The organism is Caloramator sp. E03, from assembly GCF_006016075.1.
Classification (GTDB): Bacteria; Bacillota; Clostridia; order Clostridiales; family Caloramatoraceae; genus Caloramator_B.
In genome coordinates this window covers 988,932-1,008,733 of sequence record NZ_CP040093.1, presented here as the reverse complement: position 1 = coordinate 1,008,733, position 19,802 = coordinate 988,932, and the positions used below count along the sequence as shown (strand labels likewise).

Here is a 19,802-nt window from a genome sequence, read left to right as displayed (position 1 = left end):
AATTATATAAAACATTAAGTTTAAATATAAAAAATATGGCAAAAAAGAAAACCGGATATTTAACCGGTTTTTATTGTGAGATTAAATTTTTGATAAAAATCAATAAAATATGCTAAATTATCTCAATGCCGTTTTCAATTAGTATATTTTTAATATCATCATCTATTAATTCATCTGTAATAATGCTGTCTATATCATCTAAGGAAGCGAATTTATAATTGCCATCATAATAAAACTTCTTTTTTTCCATAACGATATAATTCTTTTTTCCGGCTTTTATTATAGATGATTTGGTTATACCGTCTTCTATTTGAAAGGTTGTAATGCTTTTATCAAAAACATCAATTCCGCAGCTTCCTATAAAGGTTTTATCGAATTTATATTTCGAAATTAATTCAATTGATGCTGCACCGACAAAACCATTAAGATTTTTATTTAATATTCCTCCTATGCATATTGCAGTTATATTGTTCTTGTTTGAGAGAACATTAATCACTTCAAGCATATTTGAAACAACAGTAATATTTTTACTGCTTTCTGATAAAAGCTTTGCAAGTATAATATTGGTAGTTGATATGTCGAGAAATATTGTTTCTCTATCCTCAATAATATCGAAGGCTTTTTGAGCTATTATTGTCTTTGAGGATATATCTATATCCTTTCTTGAAACTATATCCTGCTCATGAGCGGATTCTCTAAAAAGCACAGCTCCGCCATAGGTTCTTTTTAGATATCCTTTGTTTTCGAGAACTTTTAAATCTTTTCTGATGCAGTCCTCAGTGACATTAAATTTTATGCTTAAATCTTTTACCTTTAACTTTCCCTCTGATTTTAATATTTTAAGAATCTCTTCTAATCTCTCTTCTGGAAACACTATACTGCTCCTTTCCATATTAATTGCTTAATATAATTATTCAGCATTAAAATGTTTTTTACAAGATAAAATTTATTATTCTTTATTGTTTTGAAGCAACTTTAAATATTCTTTTATAGATTCAACAACTAAATTATGATCTTCTTCTTGAGAAAGGCCTGATACTGTAATGGTTCCAACAACGCCGGTATTTTTAATTATAATTGGGAATGCGCCTCCAAAAGGAGCATATTCTTTTGAAGATATTAAATACTTTTCTTCTATAGTCTTATTAATTAATTTAAGTTTTGTTCCAATATAAAGTGAGCTTCTAAAAAACCTGTTTACCACATTGTTTTTTCTTTTTATCCATTCATAATTATCGGGAGATGCTCCATCAAAGGAATAATAAAAAAGTTTATTAGAATTTTTTGTAATATCAATAGCTATAGGTTTAGATAATATTTTAGCCTTTTCAATTATTATCAAACCTATTTTTAAAGCAGAATCGCTGCTGAAATAATCAAATTGAAGTTCTTTTTCTTGCTTTTCAATTTCATTAAGTTTAATTTCAAGTTTTTCCATATAAACCTCCATGTTTAATTTTATTATTTATATTGATAATTGTCTGATAATAATATATAATAAGAATAAACAATAATCAATAATAAAAAACAATATTAATTAGGAGTGAGCAGGATGAAGAAAATTTTATTAACAGGTGGATTGGGATTCTTTTGCACAAGATTTTTTGACAGATATAAAAATGAATATGAAATTTTATCAACAGATAAGGATGATTTAAACATAACTGATGAAAAAAAAGTATATGAAGCCTTTGAAAAATTTAGACCTGATTATGTTATTCACGCAGCAGCAATTGCTGTTACTGATTTTTGCAACAAAAATCCAGAAATCGCAAGAAAAATCAATGTAGATGGGGCAGTAAATGTTGCAAAGGCTTGTAAAAAATATAATTCAAAGCTTCTTTTTATAAGCACTGAACAGGTTTTTAACGGGAATATACAGTCAGGTCCATATACTGAAGAAGATATTCCAGTTCCAAACACAGTATATGGTCAAAATAAACTTGAAGCTGAAAAGCTGTTAAAAGATATATTAGATGAACTATGGGTAGTAAGGTTTACATGGCTTTTTGGATTATCTGACAGAAATAAGGGCATCGCTTCAAACATATTATGGGAAACAATAACTTCCCTAATAAAAGGAGAAAAGATATATGCATCTCCCCATGAATTTAGGGGAATGACATATGTTTATGATATGATAGAAAACATTGTAAAAGTGTTTGATATACCCTATGGAACATATCATATAGGAAGTACAAATGATATGAGCAGATATGATGTTGTAAAACACATACTAACTGAAATGGGACTTGAAGATAGAATAGATGAAATATTAGTTAAAGATGAGGGAAAGTATAAAGATGCACCAAGGGATGTAAGACTTAATACAGAAAAAATAAAAAAATACGGAATAGTATTTCCAACAACGAAGGAAGCAATATCAAAATGTATTAAAGAATATAAACTAAATTTTAAATAGGGACAGGTGAGATTATGAATTCTATTAATTTTGCCATAATAGGATACGGTTCTATTGCAAAAACCCATGCATTGGCAGCATATGATGCAAATATAAGATTTAATCTGCCCTTTTCTTTGAATCTTAAGTATGTTGTAACGAGAAATCCAAAGGATATAAAGCTTTACGGCGTTAAAAACACTATTGATGTTGAAGAGACACTAAAGGACGAGAGTATAGATTTTATAAGCATATGTACTCCAAACGATTCTCATTTAGAATATGTTTTAAAAGCTGTAAAATACAAAAAGGCAGTATATTGTGAAAAGCCTCTGTCATCAAACTATGAAGATGCTCTTAAAATGACTGAACTTGTAAATGATAATGGAATTAAAAATGCAGTTGCATTAATGTATAGATTTATACCTGCTGTAGGGCTTTTAAGAAAAGAAGTTGTAAAAAGAACAATAGGAGATATTATTGATTTTAAATTAAAAACCTATCATAAAAGCTATTTGAGCAGCAGCAAAAGGGGAAGCTGGAGAACATTAGAGTCATCGGGCGGAGGTGCGCTTTTAGATTTGGGAGTTCATCTTATCGATTTAGTACAGTTCACCCTTGGAGAGATTAAAAATATTAATGCAAAAAATAAAATATATTTCAAAGAAAGAAGCTATGTAGACGAAGTTTCAAGATGCGAAATAGAGCTAATTGATGGCACAGAGGGAAGCATTGAAGTGTCGAGAATATTTGCAGAGGGTGAACAAAGGGATAGCTTTGAAGTTTTCGGAACAAAGGGAAGCATGAAAATAAATTTTAAAAATCCATACGTTTTAGAAGTTTATTTAAATGATACAAATACAGTGAATTTAATAAAACCTGCTAGCAATTCTAATGATATGAAGTTTTTCCCTGATGAAAGAAATATTCTCGGATATTTTCAAAGTGCACATACAGCATCTATTATAAATTTTGCAAATTCAATATATGAAAATAAAGATACAGGGAATGCAGCATCCTTTAATGATGCATTAAAATGTCAAAGATTAATAGATGAAGCATATAAGAGCGGATTAAGGTGATATGAGGTGAATTTATGCTGAGTAAAAGAATAGAAACTTTAAAAAACGAACTTTTTAAGGAAAAAAGACAAATATCCCTTGAAAGAGCAAGGCTTTATACTGAAAGTTATAAAAACACTGAAGGTGAACCTTCAGTTATAAGAAGAGCAAAGGCACTTTCTAATATATTAAGTAAAGTAGAAATAGCTATAAAAGATGGAGAACTTATTGTTGGTGATAGAACTGTTAAACCCCGTGCAGGAGTTGCCTCACCTGAAATGTCACCCTATTGGATTTTAGAGGAGTTAGATGAATTTTCAACAAGACCACAGGATAGATTCGAAATTTCACAGGAGGATAAAGAGTATTTTAAAAACGAGCTTTACCCATATTGGGCAGGTAAGTCTTTGAAGGATTACTGCAATGAACATATTCCTCAGAACATAAAAGATACTGTAAATATGAAAATAATCGCTTTAAACCAGACGGATAAAGGACAAGGTCATATTATACCTGATTATTCAATATTGCTTAAAAAAGGTCTAAAAGTAATGATAAATGAAGTAAAAGAAAAAATAAATGAAAATGAGGATAATTATTTTTACAGAGCTTCACTTATAACACTTGAGGCTGCAAGAGATTATATTTTAAGATATGCAAAACTATCAGAGGATATGGCAGCAAAGGAGAGAGATTTAGATAGAAAAAAAGAACTTGAGGAGATATCAAGAATTTCATATAAGATTTCAGAGGATAAACCTGAGACTTTTTATGAAGCACTGCAGCTTTTCTGGTATATAAGCGTTATTTTTCAGCATGAATCCAATGCAAGTTCAATATCTATTGGACGTTTTGACCAATACATGTATCCTTATTTTAAAAAATCTTTAGAAGATGGTATTGATATTGAATTTATTAAGGAACTTTTAAGATGCTTGTATATTAAATTCAATACGATTGTAGCCCTTAGAAGTACAGAAAGTGCTAAATATTTTGCAGGCTTTCCAACAGGCTATACTATAGTTTTAGGCGGGGTTGATGAAAATGGAAGAGCATCAATAAATGAGCTATCATACATCATGCTTGAAATTTTAGGAGATATAAGACTTCCACAGCCAAATTTAAGTATAAGAGTAAATGAAAATACTCCAATGGATTTTTTAATAAAAGCATCCGAGATAATAAGACTTGGTACAGGGATGCCTCAGGTTTTCAATGATGAGGTTAACATACCGGCATTTTTAAATAGAGGGGTTTCAATATATGATGCAAGGGATTATGCTGTGGTTGGATGTGTAGAATTATCCATACCTGGGAAAACTTATGGGCTTCATGACATAGCATTATTTAATTTATTAAAAGTATTTGAGATTACACTAAGGGAGAAAAAATCAGAAATAGACAGCTTTGAAGAGCTTTTAGATAAATTAAAAGGAAATATATCTAAATATGTAAAGGATATGATAGAAGGTTCAAATATAGTAGACATGGCTCACAGGGAATGTGCGCCAACACCATTTTTATCAAACTTTATTAATGGATGCATAGAAAAGGGCATGGATGTAACAGAAGGCGGTGCAATATATAATTTTTCAGGAGTACAGGGTATAGGGGCGCCTAATCTAAGCGATTCTTTATATGTTATAAAGAAGGCTGTTTTTGAGGAAAAGCTGATTACAATAAAAGAATTAACAGACGTTTTAGAGAGCAACTATGAAGGAAAAGAGGATTTAAGGCAGAGATTTATAAATAAATATCCTAAATATGGAAATGACGTTGATGAGGTTGATTATTTAGGTTCAGAGGTGCTTTCCCATTATTGCAGGGAAGTTGAAAAATATAAAAATATAAGGGGTGGAACATTCCAGCCAGGCTCATATACAGTTTCAGCTCATATACCTTTAGGCGCAGCTGTTGGAGCAACTCCGGATGGAAGAATGAAGGGCGAACAGCTTGCAGATGGAGGGCTCTCTCCTATGGTTGGAAGGGATAAAAATGGGCCTACTGCTGTTTTAAAAAGTGTAAGCAAACTCGACAATTATCTAACTTCTAATGGGAGCCTTCTTAATGTTAAATTTTCACCTCAAGCATTAGAAGGATTTGAAGGAATAAAAAAGCTTGCAGGATTTATTAGAGCATTCAGCAGACTAAAAATACAGCATGTACAATTTAATGTAATTTCAGCAGAAACACTAAGAGAAGCACAAAGACATCCTGAAAAATATCAAAACTTAGTTGTTAGGGTAGCAGGATACAGTGCAATATTTGTTGAGCTTGATGAAGCGATTCAAAACGATATTATAAGAAGAACAGAACATTCATTTTAGGAAGTGATTGAATGAAGGCTATGATTTTTAATATACAAAGATATAGTCTGCATGATGGTGATGGTATAAGGACAGTTATATTCTTTAAAGGCTGTCCTTTAACTTGCCCCTGGTGTTCTAACCCTGAATCTCAAAAGTTTGAAAAAGAGATAATGAGAAAGCAGAGCCTTTGCATAGGGTGCAGTAGTACAAGCTGTTATAAGTGCAGTAAATCCCCTGAAGATTGTCCCACAGGGGCTTTAGAAACCATAGGAAAAGAAATGACTATAAGTGAAGTGCTTGATGAGGTTAATAAAGATGCAGTATTTTTTGACTCAACAGGAGGGGGAGTAACATTATCCGGTGGAGAACCGCTGCTTCAGGGAGAGTTTATAGTTGAGCTTTTAAAAGAATTAAAAAAGAAAGGCATAAATACTGCTATTGAAACAACGGGAATGGGAAGGCAGGATATAATAATAGAAATGGCAAAGTATATTGATACTGTCCTGTGGGACTTTAAGATAATGGACAAAAAACTTGCAAAAGAAGTAGTTAATCAGGATATTGATATTATGAAAAATAATTTTGAAATATTGATTAAAAATAGTGATAAAGTTGAAATAATCCCAAGAATACCATTAATACCACACTATACAGCAAACATAGAAAACATTGAAAAAATATTGGATTATATTTCAAAATTCGGTTTAAAGCTTGTGCATATTTTACCTTTTCATCAATATGGCAGTTCTAAATATAGGGCAATTGGTAAAGAATATGAATTAAAGGATATAAAGATTCTCGAAAAAGAGGAGATAGAAAATATAAAAGAGTTCATTGAAAATAAAGGATTTAGAGTTGTTGTTGGTGGATAAAAAGTAGCAGCTATATTATGCTGCTTTTTATATTTGTAAATATTGCCGCATTAATGTGGAAGTAACAATTACCTTTGTTTTGTTGGTTTCAGCATATTAAGATGTTATTATAAATATGTAAGAGATAATAAATAAATTTTACATCATTTATTCATTATGTAGAGAAGGTGCACCTATGAAAGAATGCTTAAGCGAAAGATGTAATAAAATATTAAATATTTTAATGGAGCAAAACAATCCAATAACAATTGATGAAATTGCAGAAAGATTAAATGTCTCAAACAGAACGATAAGGTATGATCTTGAGGAGCTTGAAAATTTTTTAAAGCATTTCGATGATATTAAAATTTATAAAAAAGCAAGGATAGGGATATGGCTTGAGTATCCGGAAAACAGACGAAGCAGCCTTTTAAATTTAATTAGCTTGAACAAAACTTATATAAAACCTTTATCTACAGATGAAAGAAAATACTATATAATTAAGCAACTTCTTCAGGCAAAGGATATCATTAAAATGCAGAATTTAGCTAATGAATTATATGTAAGCAGAGCTACAATTCATAATGATTTGGAAGCTGTGGAGAATTGGCTTGAAAAATTCGATTTGAAGCTTATTAAAAAGCAAAATTATGGCCTTCAGATTTCAGGTGATGAAAAGAATTGGAGAAAGGCAGCTTCTGAATTGTTGTCAATTTTAAAAAGCAATGAAGAATTAAAAATGATGCTTGAAGAATCTAGTGAGCTTCACTATGATAGCAGATTAGATTATAAGAGTTTTAATCAGATAAAGGAGCTTATTCCAGAATTTGATTTAAGAAAGATTGAAACTATACTTAATGAAGCTGAAGAAAGATATATGCTTTCTCTTACAGATGAAGCTCATGAAGGTCTTATAATTCACATAGCTATAAGCTTAAAAAGATTAAAGGATGAAAATGATATTGAAGTTACAAAAGAACAATTGATGGCGCTTATAAACACAAAGGAATATGAAACAGCAAAATGGATTACTATGAGATTGGCATTTGAATTCAATATTTCATTTTCTAAAAGTGAGATTGCATATTTAGCGCTTCATATATTAGGCTCAAAATTGCATGAAAATATACAGCTTAGCGATGAAAATAAGATAATAGAAGATGCAGATGTTCAGCTGTTAGAATTTACTAAAGAATTGATTGCCTTAATAAGCAATATATTATCATGTAATCTGAATAATGATGAGAGGCTTATAAAAAGCCTGCTGCTGCATTTAAGACCTGCTATAAACCGCATGACCTATGGTCTTAACTTAAGAAATCCTCTTTTGACTGAAATAAAAAGCAAGTATCCTGCTATATTTGGAGCTTGCTGGGCAGCGAGCAGCCTATTTGAAAAATACTATAAAATAAAGGTTTCAGAAGAGGAAATAGGTTATATTGCAATGCATATAGGAGCAGCCCTTGAGAGGATTAACAATAGTCTACGGGCAATTGTTATATGCAGCAGCGGCATAGGTACCTGTGAGCTTGTTGCAGCAAGGCTGAAAAAGCAAATAACAGAAATAAATATATTAGGGACTTATTCTATGTTTGAACTTAAACATTTAAATGAAGAGGATTTTGATTTTATTATTACTACGATACCTCTTGACAGCATAAAGTTTAAAAGTAAGCCAATAGTAAAAATTTCCCCCTTTGTAGTTAATGAAGATATAAACAGCATTAAGTGTATTATGAGAAAAATAGATAAAAAAGATAGTTATGCTAAAGATGACAGCGAAAAGATGGCTAATAATAAACCTCAGCTTTTCTATGAGGATTTGATTTTTGTAAATGAAAATATAAAATCCAAAAAGGAATTGATAATAAAGATTTGTGATGTTCTCATAAAAAAGGGTTATGTTTTTGAAGGCTTTACAAGTTCTGTTTTAAACCGTGAAAAGATTACATCAACATCTGTTGGAAACAATGTTGCAATTCCCCATGGAGAAAGTGATTTGGTTATAAAGTCTTGTATTGCTGTAATTACTTTAAAGGAGCAAATAGAGTGGGGAAAGGAAAAAGCAGATATTATTTTTCTATTGGCATTAAAATTTGAAGATAAACATCATGTAAAAAACTTTTTTAAGTATTTTTACTCTATATTGGATGACTTTAATAAACTAAATAGAATCAGGCAAAGTGATAATGCAAAGGAAATTTTAATATTGCTTGATGAAAACAACTAAATTATGACTGGAGGTTTATCATGTCTAAAATTATTAATGAGAATTTAATTAAATTAAATCTTGAAGCAGATACTCGAGAAGAGGTTATTTGTGAACTTGCAAAATTGATTCATTCTGAAGGAAGGCTCGTTTCTTATCAAGACTATATAAACGAAGTGTTTGACAGAGAGAAAAAAACAAGTACAGGCATTGGTCTTGGTATAGCTATACCACATGGAAAATGCAGTGCTGTAAAAACTCCTGCGGTTGCTTTTGGAAGAAAAAAAGAAGGAATAAAATGGGATTCTATGGATGGAGAACCTGTAAAAATAGTATTCTTATTAGCAGTTCCATCTGATGGAGAATCCTGCAATGAACATTTAAGAATACTTGCTGCAATTTCAAGAAGGCTCCTTTATGAAGATTTTATTGAAAAACTGAATACGATTGAATCAGAGAAAGAAATTGTAGAATTATTACAATCAGTTATATAAAAGGAGTGGATTTAAATGGAACTGCTATTGGATACAGGGAATGTAAAAGAGATAAAAGAATTATATGACATTTTACCTATTGACGGGGTTACGACAAATCCGACAATAGTATCAAAAGAAAAGAAAAAATTTGTTGATTTAATAAATGAAATAGATTCAATTGTAGGAGAAAATACACCTATTCATGGACAGGTTTTAAGTATTAGATATGAAGAGATACTAAAAGAGGCTCTGTTTATAAGCGGACTTCGAAAAAACATGTACGTTAAAATTCCGGTAACTAATGATGGCTTAAAGGCTATTAAAGAACTTAAAAAGAAAGGCATTAAAATAACTGCAACAGCAATATTTACAGCACATCAGGGCTTTTTAGCAGCAAAGGCAGGAGCTGATTATGTTGCTCCCTATGTTAATAGACTTGACAACATATCAGCAGATGGAGTGAATACTGTTAAAGACTTAGTAAATATTATTAATGTAAATAATTTAAATTCAAAGGTTTTAGCTGCAAGCTTTAAAAATGCGCAGCAAGTTCTTGAACTTATGAAATTTGGGGTTCATAGTGTTACAGTTCCTGCAGATATAATAAGAGCTATGATGAGCCATCCATTAACTGACTGGAGCGTAGATAAATTCATTGAAGATTGGGAAAACGCTTTTGGAAAAGGCATAAAAACAAATGGGTAATTATAAATACATCGAAGAGTAATTGACGAGGTGCTAATGTTTTCTAATTAGAAACATTAGCACTGTATAAGAAATAGGTATAAGTTATAAGGATGAAATATATAAGATTAAATTTATAACTTTTGATAAGAAATTAGGAGGGGAAAATTATGAAAATAGTAGCAGTAACAGCATGTCCATCAGGAGTAGCACATACTTATTTAGCAGCGGAGGCTCTTGCAATTGCTGCAAAAAAGAATGGATTAGAAATTAAGGTTGAAACTCAAGGATCAATAGGCATTGAGAATGAACTAACTGTAAAGGATATACAGGAGGCAAACGTAGTAATACTTACAAACGATATTGGAATTAAAAAGGAAGATAGATTTAAGGGAAAGCCTATAGTAAGGGTAGGCTCAAGTGACTGTATTAAAAAAGCAGATGCAATAATGAAAAAAATAATAGAAAAATTAGGTCAATAATTTTGCCTAAATAAGTGAAATACTACCACATTAATGTGGTAGTAAAATATACTATTAAGGTTTTGAAGTCTGGAGTGTGATGAATTATAATTTAAATAGGATGAAAATTAATTAGTATTCTTAATGGGCCCTTTAAGAATTTATTTAATGAAAGTTATTTTCGAAATTTTTCCAATCATTATGATATTAAAAAAATTATTTAAAATAATATTTGTAACTTAGGAGGTCTATTATGAATGAATTAAAAGGAATTTTTAAAGATACCAGAAAACACTTGATGACGGGTGTTTCTTATATGATTCCCTTTGTTGTAGCTGGAGGAATTCTTCTTGCATTGTCAGTTGTACTTTATGGTAAAGGCGCAGTGCCAGATAAGGAAACACATAAATTTCTCAATGACCTTTTCTTTATAGGGGTTAGAGGCTTTGAGCTTATGATACCAATCCTTGCAGGATTTATAGCTTATTCAATAGCGGACAGGCCTGGAATCGCTCCAGCAGCAATAGGAGCAGCAGTAGGAAATGCAATGGGAGCAGGATTTTTAGGTGCACTTGCAGCAGGTTTAATTGGAGGTGTTACAGTACACTACCTTAAAAAAATAAAACTACCAAAGGCATTATCATCATTAAAAACAATATTCATAATACCAATTATAGGAACTTTTATAACCGCAGGACTTATGCAGTGGGTTGTTGGAGCACCAATAACATCTATTACTCAGGGACTTACAAACTGGCTTAATTCTTTAAGTGCAGGAAGTATTGTTATAATCGCAATTATAATGGGAGCAATGGATGCTTTTGATATGGGAGGTCCTGTAAACAAAGTTGCTTTTGCATTTACAATAATGGCTGTTTCAAATGGAAACTATCAAATAGCAGGTATAAATGCAGTAGGAGTTGCAGTACCTTCACTAGCAGTTGGAGTAGCAACATTTTTAGCTCCAAAGAAATTTACAGCTGAGGAAAAAGAAGCAGGAAAAGCAGGATTTTTAATGGGACTTATAGGTATAACAGAAGGTGCAATACCCTTTGCAGCAGCAGATCCTCTAAAGGTTATACCAGCAAATATGATAGGTTCAGCAGTTGGATGTTCAGTAGCAGCGCTGCTTCATGTAACTAACAAGGTAGCGTGGGGAGGAATAATAGTTATACCAGCTGTAACAAATGTTATTGGACTTTTAATAGCTTTAGCAGCAGGAACTGCTGTGGCAGCAGCACTTATAGCTTTTCTTAAAAAACCAGTTTCTGAAAAGGCAAACGATGATGCAAATGATGCAGATATAGAAATTACACTTGATATTTAAATTGTAAAATAAAAAAGGCTATGACATTTTGTCATAGCCTTGAATTTATAGTGCCATTGCAAATTTCAATATGAAAAGTGCAGTGAAAATATACATTATAGGGTGAACTTTACTTGCCTTACCAGTTACGATTTTAATTAATGTGTAGAATATAAATCCTACTGCGATTCCATTTGCTATGCTGTAGGTAAAGGGCATCATAACGAGGGTAAAGAATGCAGGAACTGCTTCTTCAAAGTCTTCAAAGTTAACTTCCATTATTGAGCTTATCATAAGAATTCCAACTATTATAAGGGCTGGTGCAGTTGCAAAGGCTGGAACGATACCAGCAATCGGTGAAATGAACAGGCAAAGAAGGAAACAGATTGCAGTAACAACTGATGTTAAGCCTGTTCTTCCTCCTTCACTGATTCCAGCAAGGCTTTCTACATAGGTTGTAACATTGCTTGTACCTAATAATGAGCCTATTGATGTTGCAATGGCATCAGCAAATAGTGCTCTGTCTATTTTTCTTGGGAATCTTCCCTTTTTTGGAACTTCGTTTGGATCATCGAATATATGAGTTTTTGAAGTAGTTCCAATGAATGTTCCAATAGTATCGAAGGTATCAACAAGGCTGAAGGAAATAATTATTGTAATTATTGATAAAAGTCCAATCTTTGCACTGAATAAATCATTAAAGCTGAGCTTTAAAAAGGTTGGTGACAGGCTTGGAGGAGCGGATACTAATTTGTCTGGGATGAAAATATTAAGTCCTTTTACTCCTAAACTTACCTGTGCAATCACACCAAGAACTGTTGTTGCTATAATTCCAATAAGTATTGAGCCTTTAACTCTTTTAATCATTAAAACTACTGTAAGCATAAGACCAAACAGTGCAAGAAGAGTTTGAGGATTTTTTAAATTTCCAAACTGTACTAAGGTTTCAGGTGAGGATACTACAAAACCTGCCTCTTTAAGACCGATTAAAGCTATAAAAAGACCGATTCCAGCGCCTGTTGCCTTTTTAAGGCTCTCAGGAATCGCATCAACTATCATAATTCTAACCTTGGTAAGAGTAATTAGAATATTTATAATACCGCATATAAAAACAATAGCAAGTGCTCCCTGCCAGGATATTTTAGCTGTTAATACAACGTAGAATGTAAAAAATGCGTTCATTCCCATACCAGCAGCCTGGGCAAAGGGAACATTTGCAAAGAGTCCCATTATTAATGTTGCAATAACTGCAGAGATTATAGTTGCAACGAAAACAGCACCTATTACTTTATCGTTTCCTATTGAAAGTCCGGCTTTTACAACATCTGAGCCAAAGAGAGATTTTTCGTTCATACCAGCCTGGCTCAAAATTGATGGATTTACAAATAGAATATAGGCCATGGTTATAAAAGTAGTAATACCTGCTATTATTTCTGTTTTAACGGTTGTTTTGTTTTCTTTAAGTTTAAAAAAGTTCTCCATTTTAACACCCCTTATAAGTATTTTATCCTTTGAAAAAATAAAAAAGCATGAACCTTTATGAGCGAGTTCATGCATAGCTGCAAAGTGTATAATAGCAGTCTATGAATAAATTCGCCCATAGTCAGGCAATTTACGGTTGCCTGGTAGAAACATCTGATCCCTATTATCAGATTTATATGAGCAATAAAAACAATTGTTATATTATCAAAAATAATGAAGGTTGTCAACAAAAAGGTGAACATTAATGAAAAAAATAATATAAATGTTCGAATTTATTAAACTAAAATAAATAAATAGTAGAATATTGTTTATAGTAATCGAGTTTTAATATTGAAAAAATGTTTTTAAATGGATTATATATAAAAATAGGACAATATATTGGCAAAGTTCCAATATATTGCTCCTATTTTTTGAGATATTTATTTTATTATACCTGTTTCTTGAAGTTCTGATACAGGGACTTCTAATATAGAATTATTAGTAAGATCCTTTACTTTAACGTTGCTTCCTTCAACATTTTCAAGCCATACAGGCTTGCTTTTATATAATACTTCAATATTATTTGGAGATTGCATTATTTCTAAAGCCCTCCGAGTTAACATCCAATCACCTCTTGAAGTATTATCTGCTTTATAAAGATGTAATATACATAGTAAATAAATATTTAACAGTATTTTTGAATAAGTGCATTAAAAATCCTTATATGAGATTTTTCATCTTCAATAATTTTTTCTATTATTTTGTTTATATATTTATCTTTTATGTTTTTTTGAATAAAGTTATATGCATTAATAGCATTTACTTCGGATAGTATATCCTTTTCAAGTTTTATCCTTGTTTTTTCATTAGATGTTTTATCATCATTTTTATCATTAGATGCTTCTTTTAAATATGCAAAAGGATCATCTATATACCCAATTGTTCCTGTACTGTAAAAATATTTATTTGAATTATATAAAAAAGGATTTTCACCAAGAAGACTTATAAGCTCAGACAAAATATCGTAATGATGCATTTCAATCATAGATATGCATAAAAGTGCATTAGCTATAGTTTTGTTTTCTATTGTTTCATGATGATAAAGGTATTGAAGTATTGCTGCAAGCTCGCTATCCTCGCTTCCAGAGAAGGCATTTTGTAATAGTTTTGCATACTGAGGGTTTTTTGCTTCTACCTTTATTTCAGGCATTGGCATTTTAGATTGACAAGGCAAGGAGTTTATAAATTTATCAACGTTTTCTTCAATTTCTCTTAAGACTTCTAAATCATTACAACTATCCATAAATACTCCTTTTAATATTATTACAATATATGTATATTCGGTTTTTAAAATAATAAGTACTGATATATAATCCTATAATTGATATTAATGATTATCTAAAAATAAGCTCCTTCATTGTACTTACTACAAAATCAATGTCTTCTTTACTTACCCAATAGTTAGTTACAAACTCTCATTATGCCGCCTTCATCACCGTTTATTTTTATTCCCTTTTTATAAAACTCTTCAACAAGTTTTGAAGTGCTATAACCTGTAGCACTCATATCAAAGAAAACCATATTTATATGTATATCATCAAGAAAAACTTTAACGTTAGGAATTTTTGATAGTTCCCTTCCAAGATATAGGGCGTTTTCATGATCATCCTTTAATCTTTCACGCATATTTTTAAGGGCTATAATTCCTGCAGCAGCTAGTATTCCAGCCTGTCTTAATCCTCCACCCATAAGTTTTCTTTTCTTTCTTGCCTTTTCTATAAAATCTTTATTCCCAGCAAGAATTGAACCAACAGGTGCACAAAGCCCTTTGGAAAGGCAGAACATAACAGAATCACAGTATTTTGTAATTTCATTTGGCTCAACATTAAGATATGATGCAGCATTAAAAAGCCTTGCACCATCAGATGTACAGGTATATTGTATTCCTTTGCAATATTATATATTTTTTGCATATTCTCAAGAGGAATTACTCTTCCATTTGAATGAGCATTTTCAAGGCATATAAGTCCTGTCTTTGGATAGTGTATGTCTATTCCTCTTATTTTTGATTTTATTTCATCAGGATCAAGTATACCTCTATTGCTTTTAAGTGTTCTAAGTTGTACTCCAGCAATAACCGATGCTGCTCCAACTTCCATGTACAACAATATGGCAGTCATCACCAAGAATAACTTCATCGCCTCTGTTGCAGTGAGTAAAGAGAGAAAGCTGATTTCCGAAGGTTCACTTGGTACAAAAAGGGCAGCCTCTTTATCAACAAGTTTTGTCTGCATAATCTTCAAGCTCTATTACTGTTGGATCATCTCTATTAAACATTCATCTCCAACTCTTTGCCATACATTTTCTTTCTCATTCTCTTGGGTTGGCATAGTGACTGTATCGCTTCTTAAATCAATGTATCTCATTTTTATCCCTCCTTTAAATCTATAATATTTCTTATATTATATAAAGTAAATATAATAAGTAACCGTCCCTCCATACCTAAACGGTGCCAGGCACCGGAGAATGGAGAAAACTTTAAGGATGATTTTAAAGGTTAAAAAAACTTAAGATATAAAATATAAAAAAATAGCAAATTAAGTCGAAAAGGATATTAAAGACCAAACTTATTTTATTATGACAGTGGAGGGATTAAGATGAAATTACCAAAATTAAAAAGTGTAAGGCTACTTGTAATCATTGCTATACTTCCAATTTCAATTATAGCAATGATACTGCTTACTACTATAAGCTATAGTTCAGGAAAATCCATTATTGATAAGGAAATAGATTATAAGATGAATGCACAGCTTGATTCAATCGTAAAAGATATAGATAAAAGCCTTTCAAAGCATTCAAAACTTGTTGAAGCTCTTGCAAAATCAGCTGAATCTTCAGGTGCTGTAATGAGTAAAGAGCATTATGAAAAATTATTAAAAGGAGTTTTATCTACTAATCCTGAAAGCTTTGGAGCAGGTATTTGGTTTGAACCCAATAAATATAAAGAAGGAATAAAATACTTTGGACCATACGTTTATAGAGAAGAGGGGAAAATTGTTTATACTGATGAATATAGCAGCGAAAAGTATGATTATTTTAAATATGATTGGTATAAAATAGGTAAAAACATCCCTTCAGGGGTGGCGTGGTCAGATCCATATTTTGATGAAGTTTCAAAAACATCAATGATAACAGCAACAGCTCCTTTTTTTGATAGCAATAAAAATTTTATTGGAGTTGCAACTGCAGATATAAGCCTTAAGATGATTCAAAATTCTGTAGGCAGTATAAAGATAGGAAATACAGGAAGTGCTTTTTTAATTGATAAAAATGGTTTTTATATTGCAGACAAAGATTCAAGCAAAATAATGAAGAAAAAAATTACAGATGACATTAATCTGGACTTTTCATCTAAAGCATTAACTATGCTGAAAAATAAAGAGGGTGAATTTAATTATAAATCAGATAATGGAAATTATAGAGTTTATTTTAAGAGCATACCAGAGACTAATTGGATTATTGCTCTTACAATATCAGAGAGGGAACTTTTTTCACCGGTTAGACAGCTTCTAAGAAACTTAATAATAGTAATAGCTGTAGCGTTATCTTTTGTAACAATGATATTATTTTTATTTAGCAATTATCTTACAAAAAATATTAAAAAGGTAAATGAACTTGCATTTTCGATTTCTAATGGGAATCTTTCTAATAATATAGATGTTAATACTCATGATGAAATTGGACAGATGGGACGACATTTAAATAGTATGACTGAAACTCTTAAGAATATAATTAAAACAATATCTGAGGGATCAGAATTAGTAGTTTCAACTTCTGAGGAATTGACTGCAAGTGCAGAACAAACTCAAGCAGCTGCAGAACAAATAGCAAATTCAATGCAGTCCCTTGCTGAAGGTTCTGAAAAACAGCTAAGTATATCATCAAATGCAGTAAAAATAGTAACAGATATTTCAAAAGGGATTGAACAAGTTGCAAATAACCTTTCAACTATTGCTGAAAATTCTTTGAATGCTTATAACAAAGCTGAAAAAGGAAATATTGTGATAAAAAATACAATAGATAGAATGGATAATATAAATGAGAAGGTTATGGCTGCAAGCGAAACAATAAACGAACTTGGAAAAAAATCAGCTGAAATAGGTCAGATAATATCTGCAATAACCGGAATTGCTGAGCAGACCAATCTTCTTGCTTTAAATGCAGCAATAGAAGCTGCAAGAGCAGGGGAACACGGAAGGGGGTTTGCTGTTGTTGCAGATGAAGTTAGAAAATTAGCTGAGCAATCGGCAAATGCAGCAAAACGAATTAGTACTATTATAAGTGAAATAAGAGAGAATATAGAAACCTCAATTGGAACGATGGCTGAAGGGACAAGCGCTGTAAAAGAAGGAATTGATATGGTTTACAATGCAGGGGATGCTTTCAATGAAATTTTAAATTCTGTTGATGATGTTTCTAAAAAGATGCAGGATGCATCAAGTGTTTCACAGCAAATTTATGCAGCGTCACAGGAGATGGTAAAAGCGATAGAAAATATAAATAACATAATAGAGCAATCCTCTCAGAATATAGAAAATGTGGCAGCTTCATCCCAGGAACAATCAGCTATAATGAAGGAAGTATCCGATGCGGCACAATCCCTTACTGACATAGCAGTAAAACTTCAGGAAAGTATAAATTTCTTTAAATTATAAAACATAATGTGCCATAGGTTAAAGGTAAGTAATAAATTTAAGGCTTTTAATCTATAGGCACTTTTTATATTTTATATGTAATAAGTAACCGTCCCTACATCCTAAATGGTGCCAGGCACCGGAGAATGGAGAAAACTTTTCTGTGCTTCTTTCAATATAAGCTGTTATTATAGTAAAATGAAATAGATGCAATAGTTTATTTTGGAAGGATGAGCAAGATGAAAAAAAGCAGAATATTTTTGATAATTATCTTTGTTGTATTAATAATTTTTGGAACTGCATATTTTAAGTCTATAAATGTTAGAGTAAATGTTAAAAAGGGAGAATTGGGGGAGCTTACAGCTGAGCAGAAGCTTGAGGATTTCAATTATCTTTATGATATTATAAAGAATAATTATCCCTATATTGAGGTTTTAAAGAGAAAAACCGGGTATGATTTTCTATCTAAGAAAGAGGAGCTTAAAAATATGGTTATCTCTTCTAAAGATAACGTGGAATTTTATGAAAACATAGATAAAATGCTCTATCTTCTTCAAAACGGTCATACCAACATAATAGAGCCCTCAGATTATGATATGTACAAAGGTACATATAAAGGGTTAGGCAATTATGCATGGAAAAAAGTTATAGCGAATAAGAGTGTTGAGATAAAGTACAGTAAGTGGAGTGAAATTATAAAAAGTGAGAGTTTTATTGTTCCAATTGCTTTTAAATATGTTGAGGGGAAATATATAGCATATAAAAGCATAACTGAGGATGATAAGCTTAAAGAATATGACATACCTAAGTTTTCAACTCTCCTTGAAGTAAACGGGAAAGATATAGATAAATTTTTGATTTCAAATACCGATAGCTTTTATTTGAGCTTTGATTTTAAAAGGAATAAACTTAAAGTTAATGTTTTAGTTTTACCCTGCAGGCAGGATGAAATTATAAGTGTAAAGCTTAAGACTTTGGATGGAAAAATTATAGATAGGACTTTAAAAGGGGAAAACGTAAAGTGGAAAAAGAATAAAAATGAAAAGCCAGATAAGGTATACGATACTCAAATAATTGATAAGGATAAAATTGCCTATTTGAAGGTATGGTCCCTTTCCTATGAATATGTAGATAAGGACAAGGAAGGAATATATTCTTTTTTAAAGAGCGTTAAGGATTATCCATATCTTATTATAGATATTAGGGGCAACGGAGGGGGAAGCGAAAACTATTATAAAAACATAATTTCTCCTCTTATAAATAAAAATATAAGTGCAAGGTTTTATATTCTTTTTAGAGGAGGAAGTGAGATAAAACCCTTTTTGGCATCGAGGGGTATTTTAACAAAATCAATAGATAAGCTCCCAAAGGAATTAAATTATCCAGAGGAGGTAAAGGATTTATTTTGGGGATATATTGAAAGCAATAAAAAAATTGCCCCAAAGAATAGTGTTGGTTTTAAGGGTAAGATATTTCTCCTTGTTGATGATTATGTTTATTCTTCAGCGGAAACCTTTGCAGCTCTTTCAAAGGCAACAGGTTTTGCAACCCTTGTTGGAACTGTAACTGGAGGAGATGGAATAGGAATAGACCCAGCTGTAGCCGTTCTTCCTAACAGCGGACTTTTAGTGAGATTTCCTTTAGATATGGGACTTAATCCTGATGGCACCTCAAACGAAGAATACCATACCCAGCCGGATATATATGTTGAGTGGAAATATAAGGATTTTATAAAAGCTGTGGAATATGGTGAAAATAATAAAGATAGTATAATAAATCCTTACGATACGATTTTAAATTATACTATTGATTTGTGTAAATAAAAGTGATATCCAATTGACAAGTGACAAAGTGGTTGAGATTTAAGCGAACATGCTCCCTTATGGTAA

Annotated in this window: 16 protein-coding genes, 1 pseudogene and 1 riboswitch; of the genes and pseudogenes, 11 read left to right on the top strand and 6 right to left on the bottom strand. The window is 31.4% G+C overall.

Annotated elements, in window-relative coordinates:
• Positions 1–112: 112 nt before the first annotated feature.
• Together FDN13_RS05190 and FDN13_RS05185 are read right to left on the bottom strand one after the other, a co-directional pair.
• The gene (locus FDN13_RS05190) at positions 113–892 is read right to left on the bottom strand and encodes a DeoR/GlpR family DNA-binding transcription regulator (RefSeq protein WP_435369331.1); all 780 of its coding nucleotides are present in this window, start codon (positions 890–892) and stop codon (positions 113–115) included.
• Between the two features lie 57 nt (positions 893–949).
• Positions 950–1,438, bottom strand: coding sequence for a heme-degrading domain-containing protein (locus tag FDN13_RS05185; RefSeq protein ID WP_138979222.1), 489 nt, complete (start codon positions 1,436–1,438; stop codon positions 950–952).
• Positions 1,439–1,552: 114 nt separating this feature from the next.
• Here FDN13_RS05185 and FDN13_RS05180 point away from each other — a divergent pair, with 114 nt between their 5' ends.
• The 9 genes from FDN13_RS05180 (at position 1,553) to FDN13_RS05140 (ending at position 11,779) form a co-directional block, all read left to right on the top strand.
• Positions 1,553–2,422 carry an SDR family oxidoreductase gene (locus FDN13_RS05180; RefSeq protein WP_138979221.1) on the top strand — a complete coding sequence of 290 codons (870 nt, stop codon included), beginning with the start codon at positions 1,553–1,555 and terminating at the stop codon, positions 2,420–2,422.
• 14 nt (positions 2,423–2,436) lie between these two features.
• Entirely contained in the window at positions 2,437–3,483 is a 1,047-nt protein-coding gene (locus FDN13_RS05175) for a Gfo/Idh/MocA family protein (RefSeq protein ID WP_138979220.1), read from the top strand.
• A 14-nt stretch (positions 3,484–3,497) separates the two neighbouring features.
• Positions 3,498–5,789, top strand: a complete 2,292-nt coding sequence (locus FDN13_RS05170) for a formate C-acetyltransferase (protein WP_138979219.1) — start codon at positions 3,498–3,500, stop codon at positions 5,787–5,789.
• 11 nt (positions 5,790–5,800) lie between these two features.
• Positions 5,801–6,643: a [formate-C-acetyltransferase]-activating enzyme gene (locus FDN13_RS05165; protein WP_138979218.1), complete on the top strand. Its 843-nt coding sequence runs from the start codon at positions 5,801–5,803 to the stop codon at positions 6,641–6,643.
• Positions 6,644–6,818: 175 nt separating this feature from the next.
• Complete coding sequence (locus FDN13_RS05160) at positions 6,819–8,852, top strand: BglG family transcription antiterminator (protein WP_138979217.1); 2,034 nt, start codon at positions 6,819–6,821, stop codon at positions 8,850–8,852.
• Between the two features lie 20 nt (positions 8,853–8,872).
• A complete protein-coding gene (locus FDN13_RS05155) occupies positions 8,873–9,325 on the top strand; it encodes a PTS sugar transporter subunit IIA (protein ID WP_138979216.1) in 453 nt (150 codons plus the stop codon).
• Between the two features lie 15 nt (positions 9,326–9,340).
• Entirely contained in the window at positions 9,341–10,012 is a 672-nt protein-coding gene (locus FDN13_RS05150; RefSeq protein ID WP_138979215.1) for a fructose-6-phosphate aldolase, read from the top strand.
• Between the two features lie 149 nt (positions 10,013–10,161).
• Positions 10,162–10,473, top strand: coding sequence for a PTS fructose-like transporter subunit IIB (locus FDN13_RS05145; RefSeq protein ID WP_138979214.1), 312 nt, complete (start codon positions 10,162–10,164; stop codon positions 10,471–10,473).
• Positions 10,474–10,705: 232 nt separating this feature from the next.
• Entirely contained in the window at positions 10,706–11,779 is a 1,074-nt protein-coding gene (locus FDN13_RS05140) for a PTS fructose transporter subunit EIIC (RefSeq protein WP_138979213.1), read from the top strand.
• Between the two features lie 45 nt (positions 11,780–11,824).
• On the opposite strand, the gene FDN13_RS05135 is transcribed toward FDN13_RS05140, so the two are convergent.
• From FDN13_RS05135 to FDN13_RS05120, 4 genes and pseudogenes are all read right to left on the bottom strand, one after another.
• A complete protein-coding gene (locus FDN13_RS05135; RefSeq protein ID WP_138979212.1) occupies positions 11,825–13,240 on the bottom strand; it encodes an NCS2 family permease in 1,416 nt (471 codons plus the stop codon).
• 98 nt (positions 13,241–13,338) lie between these two features.
• A riboswitch (purine riboswitch) is annotated at positions 13,339–13,440 on the bottom strand.
• Between the two features lie 219 nt (positions 13,441–13,659).
• Positions 13,660–13,842 (bottom strand): small, acid-soluble spore protein, H family, encoded by a 183-nt coding sequence (locus FDN13_RS05130; RefSeq protein ID WP_138979211.1) that lies wholly within the window; start codon positions 13,840–13,842, stop codon positions 13,660–13,662.
• A gap of 62 nt (positions 13,843–13,904) precedes the next feature.
• Positions 13,905–14,522 carry a ferritin family protein gene (locus FDN13_RS05125; protein ID WP_138979210.1) on the bottom strand — a complete coding sequence of 206 codons (618 nt, stop codon included), beginning with the start codon at positions 14,520–14,522 and terminating at the stop codon, positions 13,905–13,907.
• A 158-nt stretch (positions 14,523–14,680) separates the two neighbouring features.
• Positions 14,681–15,513 (bottom strand): annotated as a pseudogene (locus tag FDN13_RS05120) (threonine aldolase family protein).
• 363 nt (positions 15,514–15,876) lie between these two features.
• Between FDN13_RS05120 and FDN13_RS05115 the strand changes: the two are divergent.
• Both FDN13_RS05115 and FDN13_RS05110 read left to right on the top strand, forming a co-directional pair.
• Positions 15,877–17,934, top strand: coding sequence for a methyl-accepting chemotaxis protein (locus FDN13_RS05115; RefSeq protein WP_138979209.1), 2,058 nt, complete (start codon positions 15,877–15,879; stop codon positions 17,932–17,934).
• Positions 17,935–18,152: 218 nt separating this feature from the next.
• Positions 18,153–19,736 carry a S41 family peptidase gene (locus FDN13_RS05110; RefSeq protein ID WP_168190077.1) on the top strand — a complete coding sequence of 528 codons (1,584 nt, stop codon included), beginning with the start codon at positions 18,153–18,155 and terminating at the stop codon, positions 19,734–19,736.
• Positions 19,737–19,802: the final 66 nt, after the last annotated feature.